Source organism: Azospirillum doebereinerae (assembly GCF_003989665.1).
Taxonomy (GTDB): Bacteria; Pseudomonadota; Alphaproteobacteria; order Azospirillales; family Azospirillaceae; genus Azospirillum; species Azospirillum doebereinerae.
This window is the reverse complement of sequence record NZ_RZIJ01000005.1, coordinates 1-14313: the sequence shown is the minus strand read 5'-3', so window position 1 is coordinate 14313 and position 14313 is coordinate 1. Positions and strand designations below refer to the sequence as shown.

9 protein-coding genes are annotated in these 14313 nt (G+C 69.3%); 5 read left to right on the top strand and 4 right to left on the bottom strand.

All coding sequences use genetic code 11. The features are described 5' to 3' along the window. Positions 1-12 precede the first annotated feature (12 nt). On the top strand, positions 13-894 hold the full coding sequence (locus EJ913_RS08055; protein WP_126996588.1) for an SDR family oxidoreductase: 882 nt from the start codon (positions 13-15) through the stop codon (positions 892-894). A 159-nt stretch (positions 895-1053) separates the two neighbouring features. Beyond that, positions 1054-2751 (top strand): hypothetical protein, encoded by a 1698-nt coding sequence (locus EJ913_RS08050; protein ID WP_126996586.1) that lies wholly within the window; start codon positions 1054-1056, stop codon positions 2749-2751. 24 nt (positions 2752-2775) lie between these two features. Here EJ913_RS08050 and EJ913_RS31570 read toward each other — a convergent pair whose 3' ends face one another. Continuing rightward, positions 2776-2964, bottom strand: coding sequence for a hypothetical protein (locus EJ913_RS31570; RefSeq protein ID WP_211098910.1), 189 nt, complete (start codon positions 2962-2964; stop codon positions 2776-2778). A gap of 174 nt (positions 2965-3138) precedes the next feature. Between EJ913_RS31570 and EJ913_RS08045 the strand changes: the two genes are divergently transcribed. Beyond that, the gene (locus tag EJ913_RS08045; protein WP_126996584.1) at positions 3139-3405 is read left to right on the top strand and encodes a hypothetical protein; all 267 of its coding nucleotides are present in this window, start codon (positions 3139-3141) and stop codon (positions 3403-3405) included. A 684-nt stretch (positions 3406-4089) separates the two neighbouring features. Next, positions 4090-4671 carry a YgjV family protein gene (locus tag EJ913_RS08040; protein WP_185909714.1) on the top strand — a complete coding sequence of 194 codons (582 nt, stop codon included), beginning with the start codon at positions 4090-4092 and terminating at the stop codon, positions 4669-4671. A 93-nt stretch (positions 4672-4764) separates the two neighbouring features. Here the strand turns inward: EJ913_RS08040 and EJ913_RS08035 are convergent, their stop codons facing one another. The 3 genes from EJ913_RS08035 to EJ913_RS08025 all read right to left on the bottom strand — a co-directional run bounded on the left by EJ913_RS08035 (position 4765) and on the right by EJ913_RS08025 (position 8581). Beyond that, positions 4765-5508, bottom strand: coding sequence for a TerC family protein (locus EJ913_RS08035; RefSeq protein WP_126996580.1), 744 nt, complete (start codon positions 5506-5508; stop codon positions 4765-4767). Positions 5509-5656: 148 nt separating this feature from the next. Further along, the gene (locus EJ913_RS08030; protein ID WP_126996578.1) at positions 5657-6052 is read right to left on the bottom strand and encodes an RNA-binding S4 domain-containing protein; all 396 of its coding nucleotides are present in this window, start codon (positions 6050-6052) and stop codon (positions 5657-5659) included. Positions 6053-6055: 3 nt separating this feature from the next. Next, a complete protein-coding gene (locus tag EJ913_RS08025; protein WP_126996576.1) occupies positions 6056-8581 on the bottom strand; it encodes a helicase-related protein in 2526 nt (841 codons plus the stop codon). Positions 8582-9100: 519 nt separating this feature from the next. On the opposite strand from EJ913_RS08025, the gene EJ913_RS08020 reads away from it, so the two are divergent. Further along, positions 9101-13708 carry a chemotaxis protein CheB gene (locus EJ913_RS08020; RefSeq protein ID WP_244939286.1) on the top strand — a complete coding sequence of 1536 codons (4608 nt, stop codon included), beginning with the start codon at positions 9101-9103 and terminating at the stop codon, positions 13706-13708. Positions 13709-14313 lie beyond the last annotated feature (605 nt).

Below are 14313 nucleotides of genomic sequence, written 5' to 3'. Positions count from 1 at the left end.
AAGGATGCCGCGATGTCTTCTCCCCGCCTGTTCGTGTTCGGCCTCGGCTACACCGCCCGCGTCTTCGCCGAGCGGGCGCGGGCGGACGGCTGGCGGGTCGCCGCCACCTGCCGCAGCGAGGAGAAGCGCGCCGCGCTGGAGGCCCAGGGGATCGAGGCCTTCCTGTTCGACCGGGGCCGCCCGCTGGCCGACGCCGGCGCGGCGCTGGACGGCACCACCCATCTGCTGGTCAGCGTGCCCCCCGACCAGAAGGGCGATCCCGTGCTGGACCACCACGCCCGGCATCTGGCCGACCTGCGCACGCTGGACTGGGGCGGCTATCTGTCCACCACCGGTGTCTACGGCGACACCAAGGGCGAATGGGTCGGCGAGGCGGCGTGGCTGCGTCCCACCGGCGACCGCCAGAAGCGCCGGGTCGAGGCGGAACGCGGCTGGCTCGGCCTGTACCGGCAATACGGCGTGCCGATGCACCTGTTCCGGCTGGCCGGAATCTACGGTCCCGGCCGCAGCGCGCTCGATTCGGTGCGCGACGGCACCGCCAAGCGGGTGGACAAGCCCGGACAGGTCTTCTGCCGCATCCATGTGGACGACATCGCGACGACCCTGCTGGCCTCGGTGGCGAAGCCGACGCTGGGCGCCGTCTACAACGTGGCGGACGACCTGCCCGGCCCCTCCCACGAGGTGGTCGATTACGCCTGCCGCCTGCTGGGGGTCGAGCCGCCGCCGCTGGTGCCCTTCGAGCAGGCCGACCTGTCGCCGATGGCCGCCAGCTTCTACGCCGATTCCCGGCGGGTGAAGAACGACCGCATCAAGCGGCAGCTCGGCGTGACGCTGGCCTATCCCGACTACCGGGCCGGGCTGGACGCCCAGTTCGCGGCCGAATCCGCGCGTTGAGCGGACAAGCAAAACTCTTCGATCCTGAAGGGAAACGCGGGTACATTCCGGTCGAAAAAAGCTGCGCGACAAAATGACCGCACAACCGGCAAAGATTGCTTAATACTCTGCCCCGATCATGACCGCATTCGCGACGATCATCCTGCGGGGTTGTGGGGCATGACCAGCACGTCACCGGCCGTCCCGTCTGAAGGCGCCCCGCCCGCTGCTGGGGGGGCCGACACCGGCGCTTTCCGCCGGCAGATGGACGAGGTCGTCTCGCGCATCCCAATGCACGCCATCCGCTCCGTGCTGGACGCGGTGGAGGGCGAGGCGCCGGCCAACGGTCCGCGCGCCCGGCACCTGCGCGACGCCCTGGTGGACCATTTCAACCGGCTGCGGCCGATGAAGGCGCGACGCCTGTTCACCGGCCTGTTCGAGCCCTTCCTGGTCGACGACCAGATCCTCTACCGCGCGCCCGAGGCGGTGCCGGCCCTGATCCAGCGCGTCGACATGGGCGGCATCTGGGCCGCGTTGACGCAATTCGCCTTTCCGGGCCTGGCCGCCGAGGTGCAGAGCCGGCTCGACGCGATGGCGCGCGAGGCGATGCTGGACGTCGTGCTCGCCAGCCCGCAGGCGATGGAGCTGCGCGAGGCGATGCGCAAGGAAGCGCTGGAGTTCCTGGTCCGCTTGACCGCCGACCGCAAGGCGATGGACCGTTTCCTGGCGCTGGCCAACGAGGAGGCGCTGCACGACGCCCGCCTGCGCACCCAGTATCTCGGCCGCAAGTCGCCGATCGACGGCGACCTGCTGGGCTTTGTCCGCGCCCTGCTGGAGCACAACGCGCTGCTTGTCCCGCTGACCGAACGCATGCGCCGCGACATCGAGGAGATCCGGGTTGGCGCCGAGTCACACCCCGCCGAGGTCGACGGGCAGTCGGCGCTGATGGTCGGCTTCGTGCGGCGGGTGCGGGACCTGGGCGTGCCGTTCCGCGACGAGGCGCGGGTGCTGGCGTGGTTCGCCCCGCTCTACGGGCTGAACGTGAAGCGGCGCTACGACGTGTTTCTGCGTCATGTCCGTGAGCATGGCGGCCCGGCCGTACGCGAGTCGCACCCGCTGCTGCGCGCCCTGCTGTGCCATTTCCACGCCGCCGGGGCGACCGTGACCGACGTGGTGGAGGGCATGTTCGGCGACATCGACATCCGCGACGGCGGCGTGCTGTCGATCGGCACCGCCACCCGCGAACTGCTCGACGGCGCGGTGGAGCGGTTCGACCGCGCGGCGACCGCGCTGGCTGGAACCGGCTTCCTGGCCAACCGCTCCACCGGCCCGGCGATCCGGGCGCAGTTGGCGGCGGTCGCCCAAGCGCTGACCGGCACCGTCATGCCGGCGCTGGCCGCGCGCCTCCAGGCGGCGATGACCGCCCGCCAGACTCCGGTGCCCGACCAGGGGGACATCGTCTGGCTGCTGGAGCTGGTGTGCCGCTGGGGCCGCTACCTCGGCAACGCCGGCTACGCCAACCCGGAGCTGAAGTCGCTGCGCCTCTACGCGGTGGAGACCGGCCGGGTCGCCTTCGTCCAGGCCATGAAGGCGGAGGAGCACGAGAAGCCGGCCCACCGCATGGCGCATCTGCTGCGCATCCGCCGGCTGATGCGGGCGATGGGCGAGAACGCGGACCCGTGGATCAGCCCGGTCAGCCAGGGACTGCACCGCGTCGTCCACGCCTATCTCGATCAGGTCGAGACCATCGCGGAAGACGAATGGCAGGTCATCGACGCCTTCGTCGCGTCGATCCGCTCGGAGCTGGCCCGCTCCCGCAACTGGCAGAGCGCCGAGTACGTGGCGGTGCTGCGCCTGCACGAGGCGCGGACCCGGTAGGGGCGGCGGTTCCGTATCCCGGCGTCAGCGCGGCTTGCGCTTGGCCGGTTTTCTCGGTTTGGACGGCGGCTTGGGCGGCGTGGTCAGCGCCTTCAGGAAGGCGGACTGGTTGCGCTTGGCCGCGTTGGCGAAGGCGCCGGCCCAAACGCCAGCGGCTTGGTTGGTCATGCGGTTGGCCATGGAAAGCCAGAGACTGCGTGGGCTGCCCCTCATCGTCGGTCCTCCGTGTTCGGGTCGGGCGCAAAGCCCTTCGCTGTTGCAACAGCCCGGCGGCCCGAAGGGTCCAATCCTTTCGCGCTTGCGAGAACCCCGGTTGCGCGGTTGCCCGTCCGGCCCGTCCTTCTAACCTGACGGTTCGGCTTCCAACGACCGCGAGGGGACCCCGCCATGCCGCCCACCGAACGCGCCCGCCGGTTGAGCCGTGCCTTGCAAGCGCGCTTCCGCATTGACCTGTTTTCCGCCCTGGTGGAGCGGGACTTCGAGCGGCAGTTGGCCGAGGTGATCCTCGCCGCCGAACGCGAAGCCTTCCGGCGCGGCCAGGACGCGGCGCTCGGCCGCAGCCCGGCGCCGTCCCGCGTTGCTGCCGACGCTCTCCCCGTTACTCCGCCATGGCCGACGGCATCCGCTGACGCTGCCAACTCAACGACAGCGTGACCCCGGCCCGTTCCGCGCAGCCGTAATGCCAAGCGCGATTCTCGGCGTCGCCGGCCCAATGCGGCTCACCGGCGCGGACCGGCTGCCCGCAGGCGCAACAGACCGGTGAGTCGGTTGCCGTGCGCTTCGCAAGAGTGCTTGATCGCGTGCGTGTCGCTGCGTGAGTCATGATTGTTCATCCCCCTGTGCCGCCGTCCCCCGGCGATGACGGGGCGGAGAATGACGCTGCGATGCAATAAATCCTACGGCACGAAGGGACAGGAAAACACCGCCTCCCGTACCGTGGGGGTATGCCGCAAGGGGTGCCACCTTCCGGAAAGGCGAAGGATTCCATAGTTGTCACCGCCGATAACCAAGATTTGCTTGGTCAACGGTGTTTCGCTCTGTCACTGGAAAGCAACAACGCCGCGCCGGTGCCGCACCATGCCGGTACGGACTCGCCCAACATCAGGGAAACCGGCGCGCCACTGCGCTTTCCACAGGGGCGGCAACGCGGCAATCCGGCCACAGACGGGTGTCGCGGATCGCTCCCGGCCTCTCCCATCGGTGGGTAAGGTCACAAGAAGCGGCGCATTTCGGCCCGGACTTGGTCACGTCCCGCTTCAGAACCGGTTAACCACCTCCGCCTAGGGTCCGACGCCTTTGCTGCATTGCGGCATGACTGTAAGGCGAAGGCGATCCATCATGGTGTTCCTGCTTCATCAGCTGACCTTCCTGTCCGACCTGCTCCAGGCGCTGTCGCTGGTCACGGTGACCGGCTTGGCCGGTCTGGCGTTCGGCACCCTGTCGACCCTGCTCGCCGACCGGCGGGCGATCCTGTCGGCGCAGGCGGCCGCATCCTCCCTGTTCGTGCTCCATTTCCTGTGCCTGGGCGCGCGGACGGGCATGCTGATGTGTCTGCTGGGGCTGGTGCAGATGGCCGCCTCCTACCCCCGCCGGCGGACGTGGCGGCTGAACGCGCTGTTCGCGGCGACCGTCCCGGCGGCGCTGGCGGTGGCGGCGGTGACGTGGCAGGGGCCGATGTCGGGGCTGTCGGCCACCGGCTTCATTCTGGCGACGCTGGGGCGCTGGCAGACCGACGTGGCGCGGATGCGGCTGTTCTTCGTGGTGGCGACCCTGGTCGGGGCCGGTCACAACACGCTGGCCGGGTCGGTGTTCGGGCTGTGCTCGGATGCGATGGGGCTGAGCGGCCATGGCTGGCGGCTGTGGCGCGCCCATGCGGACCGCCGGGTTGTGGCGGAACACCCGGCGTTGGTGGCGGCGTGAAGGGGAATGGCCCTGTTTGCCCCCTCCCCATCCCTCCCCCGCGTTGCGCGGGAGAGGGGCAGGGAGGGAGCAGGCGGGGGTCTTAAGACCGGCTCAATGCCCCGCCGTGCCGGCGGCCTGGGCCGCCCTCTTGCGGCGGCCGGCGGCCATCAGGTTGAGGGCCTCGACCAACGCCGAGAAGGCGATGGCGAAGTACAGGTAGCCCTTGGGAATGTGGAAGCCGAGGCCGTCGGCGATCAGCGCCACGCCGACCAGCAGCAGGAAGGACAGCGCCAGCATCTTCACGGTCGTGTGGCGGTTGACGAAATCGCCGACCGGGCCGGAGGCGAACAGCATCACCGCCATGGCAATGACGACCGCCGCGACCATCACCGGCAGATGGTCGGACATGCCGACCGCCGTGATGACGCTGTCCAGCGAGAACACGATGTCCAGGAACATGATCTGGATGACGACCGAACGGAAGGTCGCGACCTTCGGCGCCGCGCCGCCGTCCTCGTGGCCCTCGACCGTGTGGTGGATCTCCAGCGTGCCCTTGGCGAGCAGGAACAGGCCGCCGCCGATCAGGATCAGGTCGCGTCCCGACACCGGCCAGCCCATCACACTGAACAGCGGTTGCGTCAACTGCGCGATCCAGGCGATGGAAGCCAGCAGGGCCAGCCGGCTCAGCAGCGCCAGCGCCAGACCGACCTGACGGGCCTTCTTCTGCTGGTGCACCGGCAGCTTCGACGCCATGATCGAGATGAAGATGATGTTGTCGATGCCCAGCACGATTTCGAGCGCGGTCAACGTCAAAAGGCTGGCCCAGACGTTCGGATCAGCGAAAAGTTCGAGCATGAAGGGCGTGGCTCCAGGAATTCGGGGCGGCGGGCCGGAAAGCCGGCTCACCGTGACCGCGACCACATGATGCCACGCCCGAGGTCCCACAAGAGGGGGGCCGCCCTTTTTCCGCCCCGGTCTTTCGTTTTACGCCGTGCCCCGTAGGCTATTCGCCCTCGCCGTGCAGCGCGTCGATCGCCCGGCGGTCGCGCTTGGTCGGGCGTCCGGCGCCCGGCGGGCGGTAGGGATCCTCCAGCCGCTCCTCCGGCACCGGGGGGGCGAGATCCTCGTAGAGCGCCTGGGCTTCCGGGGCCGGACCGCGCCGGCTGCCCAGCGCCAGCACCTTCACCACCCGGATGTGGCGCCCCTGCGCGAAGGTCAGCACGTCGCCCGGCCGCACCGCCGCGTGCGCCTTGGTGACCACCGCCCCGGACAACCGGACCCCGCCGTCGTTGCACAGCTTGGCGGCGAGGCTGCGCGTCTTGAAGAAGCGCGCGAACCACAGCCACTTGTCGATGCGCAGGCGGCCGGGGACGGTGTCTTCGGTTTCGGACAGGGTCATTCCTCACATCCCCGGCAGTTGACGCAACTTGGCGAAGGGGTGGTCGGCGTTGGCCGGCGCCTCGCGCCGAGGCCTCGGCGCGGGCGGGCGTCGCCCCCGCCGCCATGTCACCGTCCCGTCCTCCGCCACCGAGCGGGCGTAGCCGAGCCCGGTCAGCACCGCGCCCAGCTCCTCCGCCGACACGCCGATTTTCTGGCCGAGCGCCACCTCGCGGACCACGGCACCCGCCTTGCCGCCCGCCCTGGCGAGCGTCAGCAGCTCCGTCTCCAGCCGGTCGAGCATGTCGACCCGCAGCGCCCGTCCGCCGGCCGGCGGGTAGCCGATGGCCTCCCAGAAGGCCGGCGGCGCGCCCGCGGCCTCGACCGAGACGCGACCCGGCGGCGGCACCGGAACCGGCAGCGGGTGCCCCTTGGCGACCGCCCACAGCAGCCCGCGCAGCGCCACCGCCCCCGGCTTCGCCAGCGCCGTCAAATAGAGATGCGACACGCCGAGCCGGACGCCCAGCGCCCCCAGCGCCTTGCGGTCCTCGCGCTCCAGCCCCTCGACCAGCGGGGCGACCGGCGGGCGCGGCAACACCCCCAGACCCTCCACCAGTTGAAAGGCGAGGCCGCGCGCCGTGCCCGACAGCCCCTTCGCCTCGGCCAGCGCGAACAGCGGCTTCAGCCGCGCGGCGACGTGGTCCTTCAGCCAGCGGTCGAGCCGGGCGCGCACCCGCTCGCGCTGGGCCTGGTCCAGCATGCCCTCGTCGAAGGGCACCACCAGCGGGGCCAGCACCGACGGCCCAGCGGCGAGCTTGGCCACCGGCACCGCGTTGGCGCTCAGCACCCCGTCGGGGGCGAGCGCGAAGGCGCCGTCGGGCTCCTGCTCGAACACACGCAGCCGCTTCACCAGCTCGTCGCGCAGCGCGCGGCGGGCAGCGGTCGCCAGGGCGCGCGCCTCCTCGGAGCGCTCGGGCGCGTCGGGGACGAAGCGGAACCCCTCCAGCCGGCCGACGACGTGTCCCTCCACCACCACCTCGCCGTCGGCGCGCACGCCGCCGATCAGGGCGCGCCCGTCCTTCAGCGTGCGCGACAGCGTGGCGGAGCGGCGGTCGATGAAGCGTTGCGTCAACCGTTCGTGCAGGGCGTCGGACAGCCGGTCCTCGATGGCGCGGGTGCGCTCCTGCCAGTGCAACGGGTCGGCCAGCCAGCTCGGCCGGTTGGAGATGTAGGTCCAGGTGCGGACATGGGCGATGCGGGCGACCAGCGCGTCGATGTCGCCCTCGGTCCGGTCGAGCCGGGCGATCTGCTTGCCGACCCAGTCGGTGTCCAGTCGGCCGAGCCCCGTCCGCAGGGAGCGGTAGACCTGCCCCAGCAGCCGCGTGTGGGCGTCGGACAGCACCTTGCGGAAGTCGGGGACCTGGCAGACCTCCCACAGCAGCCGCACGGCGTCGCGGCCCTTGGCCAGATCCATGACCTCCTGGTCGCGGACCAGCGCCTGGAGCGCCAGATGGTCGTCGGCGTCGCGGGTGCGGCTCAGCTCCGGGATCGGCGCCCGTTCCTCCAGCGATTTCAGCAGGAAGCCCGGCGTGTCGAAGCGCAGCGCGCTGTTGCGCCACGTCAGGGTCTTCAGCGTCTCGAACTCGTGGTTCTCGACGCGGCTGATCAGGTCGGCGTCGAGTTCGCCGACCTCGTCGGTGGTGCCGAAGGTGCCGTCGCGCATGTGGCGCCCGGCCCGCCCGGCGATCTGCGCCACCTCGGCCGGGCGCAGCCGGCGCGGGGCGAAGCCGTCGAACTTGACGATGCGGGCGAAGGCGACATGGTCGACGTCCATGTTCAGCCCCATGCCGATGGCGTCGGTCGCCACCAGATAATCGACCTCGCCGGCCTGATACAGCGCCACCTGGGCGTTGCGGGTGCGGGGGCTCAGCGCCCCCAGCACCACCGCCGTGCCACCGCGCTGGCGCCGGATCAGCTCGGCCATCGCGTAGACGTCGGTCGCCGAGAAGGCCACCACGGCCGAGCGCGGCGGCAGGCGCGTCAGCTTGCGGTGCCCGGCGTAGGTCAACTGCGAGAAGCGCGGCCGGTTGATGAACTCGACGCGCGGCACCAGCTTGCGGATCAACGGCTGCATGGAATCGGAGCCGAGGAACATCGTTTCCACCAGACCGCGCGCGTTCAGCAGCCGGTCGGTGAAGATGTGGCCGCGCTCGGGATCGGCGCAGAGCTGGATCTCGTCCACCGCCAGAAAATCGACGGCGCGGTCGAGCGGCATCGATTCGACGGTGCAGACCCACCAGGACGGGTTGGGGGGCAGGATCTTCTCCTCCCCCGTCACCAGCGCGACGGCGTTCTTTCCCTTGATGGAGACGATGCGGTCGTAGTTCTCCCGCGCGAGCAGGCGCAGGGGAAAACCGATCATGCCGGACCTGTGGCCGAGCATCCGCTCGATGGCCAGATAGGTCTTGCCGGTGTTGGTCGGCCCCAGCACGGCGACCACGCGGCCCCCGAGCCCGAAGCCGCCGCCCGCCGAAGCGTGGGAGGACATCATGAGGCTAAGCTTTGGGGTGCCGCAGGGCGCAATGCAAGCGTCGCCTTGGCGGCTGCGGGCGATCCGCCCGCGCCCCGCCGGAAGAAGCAGCCCCGGAAACGACGGAGGCCGCCCGAAGAAGCCCTTGCGGCCGTGTTTTCCATCGTTTCGAACGATCGAAGCCACGAATTTGGAAATCGAGGGCGGTTGAAGCGGCAATTCCGGTTCGATTCGTCGGTGTCTCGTGCACCACCGGCTTTCGGCCGGCCATCCCGGCAAGAAAGAGGATCGCCACCCGGAGTGACTATGAAATCATCCGGCCGAAATCCCCCTCGGGCTTCTTCGCCTGCTTTTCCCAACAAAGACGATGTCTCGACAGGGTTTTGGAGGATCCATGGTTTTTCCCGCATGGATAAGGTATCCTGCGCCAAGGCTAAAAATTCAGCGCATAAGTGCACGCTCGGAACTTCCAGTCATTTTCAGTGTCGAGCGAACCGGAGAGCGGGACGATCTCCCAAATCGCGCAGGGGGATCGCCATCGTGGACCGCCAGCTTGACGAAGAGCGGATCGACAAGGAGAACGCCGGGCCGGAGCCCTTGGCGATCGTCGCCGTCGGCGCCTCGGCTGGCGGGCTCAAGGCCATCACGGCCCTGCTCGGCGCCGTGCCGGTGGACAGCCGCCTCGCCTTCGTCGTCATCCAGCACCGGACGCCCGACAACGAAGGGCTGCTCATCGGGCTTCTGGCCAGGATCACGCCGCTGCCCGTCCACGCGGCGGCGGACGGCCTCGCGCTGGAAGCGAACCACGTCTACGTCGCCTCGGCCGGCCAGCTGACGTCCCTGGAGGAGGGGCGCCTGCGCGTCCGCGCGCCGCAGTTGCCGGACAACGCGGCGCTGCCCATCGACCTCTTCTTCCGCACGCTGGCGACCGACCAGCGGGAGAAGGCCATCGTCGTCGTGCTGTCGGGCACCGGGGCGGACGGGACCTACGGGCTGCGGGCGGTCAAGGAGTATGGCGGGCTGGTCGTCGTGCAGGATCCCGCGACCGCCGCCTTCGACGGCATGCCGTGCAGCGCCATCGCCACCGGCATGGCCGACTACGTGCTGGCGCCGTCGTCGATCCCGGCCGCCCTGGTCGATTTCGTCCGCCAACCCTATCTCGGCCCCGCGATGGGGCAGAAGGACGTGGAGGGTGGCGACGCGGTCGACGACCCGGCCTTTCATCGCATCCTCGCCCTTCTCGCCGCGCAGACCAAGCGCGACCATCGCGCCTACAAGGCCAAGACCCTCGTCCGCCGGATCGAACGGCGGATGGGCATCCACCAGATCGCCGACATGGCGGAGTATCTCGTCTTCCTGGGCACCCATCCCGCCGAGATCGAACAGCTGTCGCGCGACGTGCTGATCAGCGTGACCCGTTTCTTCCGCGACGCTCCGGCGTTCGCGGCGCTGGCCACGGATCTCGTCGGCCCGCTGGTCGCCGAGCGTGCGGCCGGGCATCCGGTGCGCGTCTGGGTCCCGGCCTGCGCCACCGGCGAGGAGGCCTATTCCATCGCCATCCTGCTGATGGAAGCCTGTGCCAAGTCCGGAAAACCGCTCGACGTCAAGGTGTTCGGCAGCGACGTCGACAGCCGGGCGCTGACCGTCGCCCGCGCCGGTCTGTACCCCGAGACCATCGCCGCCGACGTGTCGGCCGAGCGGCTGGCCCAATTCTTCACGCCGGTCAAGGACGGCTACCGGGTCGCCAAGGCGCTGCGCGACATGGTCACCTTCGCCCAGCACAACCTGCTCAACGATCCGCCCTTCTCCAACCTCGACCTGATCAGTTGCCGCAACGCCCTGATCTACATCGAGCCGGCCGTGCAGAAGGTCATCTTCGGGATGTTCCATTTCGGTCTGGCGGCGGAAGGGGTGCTTTTCCTCGGCTCGGCGGAAACCGTGAACGGGCGGTCCGACCTGTTCGGCCCGCTCTCCCAGAAATGGCGGCTCTACCGCAAGCTCGGGACGGCGCGGGGAACCGCGTTGGCGCTGCCGGCGTCGGTCAGGCTGCCGGCGGCGGTGACGGCGCTTCCGAACATTCCGACGCGCGGCAACAGCCCGGCCGAGGTCACCCGGCAGGCCCTGCTGCTCGAATACGCCCCGGCGGCGGTCCTGATCGATCCGCAGCACCGTGTCCAGTACCTCTTCGGCCCGACCGGGGATTTCCTCGACCTGCCGATGGGGGAACCGCCCTGGGACCTGACGGCGATGACGCGCGGGGAACTGCGCCTGAAGCTGCGCGAGGTCATCGCCCAGGCCGCCGCCACGCGCAGCCGTGTCCGGATCGCCGGCATCCGTCACAAGCACCATGGCGCCTCCCGGATGGTGGCGGTCACGGTGATCCCGGTCCGCTTTCCCAAGGACAAGAGCGACCTGCTGGTGGTGACCTTTGCCGACGCCGCCGACGTCCCGGTCCAGGCCGCGCCGCCCGACGAGGCGCCGGCCCCGCCCTTCGAGAGCGACCAGTTCCAACAGCTCGAATACGAGCTGCGCGTCACCCAGGAGGAGCTGAACGTCAAGGTCGAGGAACTCGGCGCCGCCCACGAGGCCCTGCGGATCGCCGGCGAGGAGATGCTGTCGATCGGCGAGGAGTACCAATCGACCAACGAGGAGCTGGAAACCTCCAAGGAGGAGCTGCAGTCCCTCAACGAGGAACTCAGCACCCTGAACGCCCAGCTTCACGAGAAGGTCGAGGAACTGGAGACGACCACCAACGATCTGACCAACCTGCTGAGCAGCTCCGACATCGCCACGGTCTTCCTGGCGACCGACCTGCGGATCAAGCGCTTCACGCCGACGGCGACGCGGCTGTTTTCCCTGCTGCCACAGGACGCCGGGCGGCCGATCACCGACATCACCCGTCATTTCGCCGACCCGCATCTGGTTGAGGACGTTCACGCCACCCTGGCCTCGCTGGCCCCTCTGGAGCGCGAGGTGGCGGCGGACGGGGACGCCACCTTCCTGCGCCGCATCCAGCCCTACCGCACCCAGAGCGGCCGGATCGAGGGCGCCGTCATCACCTTCAGCGATGTGACGGCGTTGAAGCGCACCAGCTTGGCCCTGGCCCTGCGCGCCCGGCAGCACCAGCTGATCGCTGATCTCGGTCGCATGGATCCGGTCGGACAGAACGATCCGGACACGCTGACGGAAGCCGCGCGGATGATCGCCGAGGCGCTGGAGGTGGACGGGGTCGCGATCCTCGGCCCCAGCGCCTCATCCGGCGCTGCGGCGGAAGGGATGGAGAACCTGGTTCTGCTCGGCGCCGCTGGGTTGTCCGTGACGCCGGAGGAAAGGGTGGGGCTGTCGCCGAACCGGGCCACGCTGGCGGGTCGGGTGTTCCGTTCGCGTCAACCGCTGATCGTCGCGGATTTCACCGGTGGTTCCCCGGTCCGGTCGCTGTGCGAGCGGCCGGATCGCCGGATGGCCGACCCCATGGCGGCCGGATCGGAGATGACCAGCGGGCTGGGCGTCGCGTTCGGCGACCGGGGACGTACGCCCTTCGTTCTCGCGCTGGGCAGTCGGGAGGCCGGCCATTTCTCCGAGAACGACATCGAATTCGCGCAGACCATCGCCAGCGTGCTGGGCGCCGTCCTGGAGCGGGCCCGGATCCTCGACGAGACGCGCGCCGACCGCGATTTTGCCGAAGCCATCGTCAACACGGTGCGCGAACCCCTTCTGGTGCTCGACGACGCGCTGCGGGTGGTGGGCGCCAGCGCCGCCTTCCATCGGACCTTCGGAAGCGTCCCGGCCGACACCATCGGCTATCCCTTGTGGACCGTCGTGGCCGGCGGCCTTGCCGAACCGGCGCTGCGGGAGGCTCTGGAGCGGATCATCCCCGACGATGCCGTGGTCGACGCGCTGGAGATCGCCGTCGATCCCGGAAACGACGAGCGGCGCCTGCTGCTGAACGCGCGCCGCATGAGCCGGGGCAACCTGATCCTTCTCGCCATGGAGGACATCACCGAGCGGGCGCGTGTCCGCCAAGCCCTGGCCGACGCCAAGATGGCCGCGGAACAGGCCAGCGCCAGCAAGACCCGCTTCCTCGCCGCCGCCAGCCACGACCTGCGCCAGCCGGCGCAGGCACTGACGATGTTCCAGCATCTGCTGAACCTGCAACCGATGACCGAGCCTGCCGCCAAGCTGCTGTCGAACATGGGCAGCAGCTTGGGCGCCCTGACCTCCATGCTGGACGACATCCTGGACGTGTCGCGTCTGGACGCTGGCATCATCGAGGTGTCGCCCCGTCCCCATCCGCTCCACGCGACGCTCGCGTCCCTCTACGCCGAAACCGCGCCGCTGGCCGACGTGGCGGGGCTGACCCTGCGTTACGTTCCCACCAGCCTGGTGGTGCGGAGCGACCCGGCGCTGCTGATGCGCATCCTCCGGAACTTCCTCGCAAACGCGATCAAATACACCGACGAGGGGTGCATTCTGATGGGGTGCCGGCGTTCCGGCGACCACCTGCGCGTTCAGGTCTGGGACACCGGGCAAGGCATCCCCCAGGACCAGCTCTCCGCCATCTTCGAGGAGTTCCATCAGGTTGGCAACGTGGAGCGCGACCGCCGGCAAGGACTGGGGCTTGGGCTGGCCATCGTCGAGCGCCTCGCGGGTCTGCTCGGCCACCCGATCCAGGTCCGGTCGAGGCTGGGCGCGGGATCGGTCTTCGAGGTCCTCGTTCCCTTGGCCGATCCGAACGATCCAATGCCGGGGGACGACGAGGCGATGCAGCGCGAGGCCAGCAACGGCGAGCGGGTGCTTGTGATCGACGACGACACGGCCGTTCTCAACGGGATCGAGGCTTTTCTCAAGGACGAAGGCTACGACGTGGTCGCGACCCCGGACGGCGCCACGGCCTTGGAGCGGCTCCGGGGGAACCCGCCGGATCTGGTCATCGCCGATTTTCGGCTGAAAGGTCCGGAGAATGGAGCGGAGACCATCCGCCGCCTGGAACAGCGTCTGGGAACCCGTCTGCCGGGCATTCTCCTGACCGGCGACACCTCGCCCCTGCGCATTCGGGAAGCGATCAACAGCGGCTTCCTCCTCCTGCACAAGCCGCTCAGCCCGGACGACCTGCTGAGAGCCATCCAACGCGCGCTGGATCGGTCCTGATCGGTGTGGAGGGCGTATGTCCCCGCAAAATCAACTTTAAGGACGATCATGGTAAACCCGAAAACGACGAAGGCCGCCCGGAGGCGGCCTTGTCGTCGTCTTGCGTGTGCTTGGAAAGGATGGCGCGCCCGAAGAGATTCGAACTCCTGACCCTCAGATTCGTAGTCCTTGACGGGCATGCACCGCAATTCCCCTCATGCCCTCCCTCATGGGCGCATCTCCGGACAGGTGTGTTTGCTGTATGCCTGTCGCATGACCTCCATGCGCCTGCAATCTCCCTTGCTCCCCCTCATCACGCTTGAGGGGTGACGGAAGGGGAGAGCGTGGGAAGGTGGATGGAGGAGGCATGCTCACAGACCTGAACAAGGGGTCACCAGAGCGGCCGACCGACAGCGATCCTCGTGGACGAGTAACGACCTAAAGGAAAGTCCAGGGGGAGCAAGGAAGAAGAGCGAAGCTTCCCGCCGGCCAACAACGCGCCTCGTGGACGGACAAGGACCTGACGCGAAGTCCAAGGGGAGCAAGGAGGAAGAGCGAAGCTTCCCGCCGGCCAACAACGCACCTCGTGGACGGACAAGGACCTGACGCGAAGTCCAAGGGGAGCA

What these genes read in the sequence shown, in the direction of transcription:
- EJ913_RS08055 (WP_126996588.1), top strand. Translation starts at nt 13, where the DNA reads ATGTCTTCTCCCCGCCTGTTCGTGTTCGGCCTCGGCTACACCGCCCGC.
- EJ913_RS08050 (WP_126996586.1), top strand. Translation starts at nt 1,054, where the DNA reads ATGACCAGCACGTCACCGGCCGTCCCGTCTGAAGGCGCCCCGCCCGCT.
- EJ913_RS31570 (WP_211098910.1), bottom strand. Translation starts at nt 2,964, where the DNA reads ATGAGGGGCAGCCCACGCAGTCTCTGGCTTTCCATGGCCAACCGCATG.
- EJ913_RS08045 (WP_126996584.1), top strand. Translation starts at nt 3,139, where the DNA reads ATGCCGCCCACCGAACGCGCCCGCCGGTTGAGCCGTGCCTTGCAAGCG.
- EJ913_RS08040 (WP_185909714.1), top strand. Translation starts at nt 4,090, where the DNA reads ATGGTGTTCCTGCTTCATCAGCTGACCTTCCTGTCCGACCTGCTCCAG.
- EJ913_RS08035 (WP_126996580.1), bottom strand. Translation starts at nt 5,508, where the DNA reads ATGCTCGAACTTTTCGCTGATCCGAACGTCTGGGCCAGCCTTTTGACG.
- EJ913_RS08030 (WP_126996578.1), bottom strand. Translation starts at nt 6,052, where the DNA reads ATGACCCTGTCCGAAACCGAAGACACCGTCCCCGGCCGCCTGCGCATC.
- EJ913_RS08025 (WP_126996576.1), bottom strand. Translation starts at nt 8,581, where the DNA reads ATGATGTCCTCCCACGCTTCGGCGGGCGGCGGCTTCGGGCTCGGGGGC.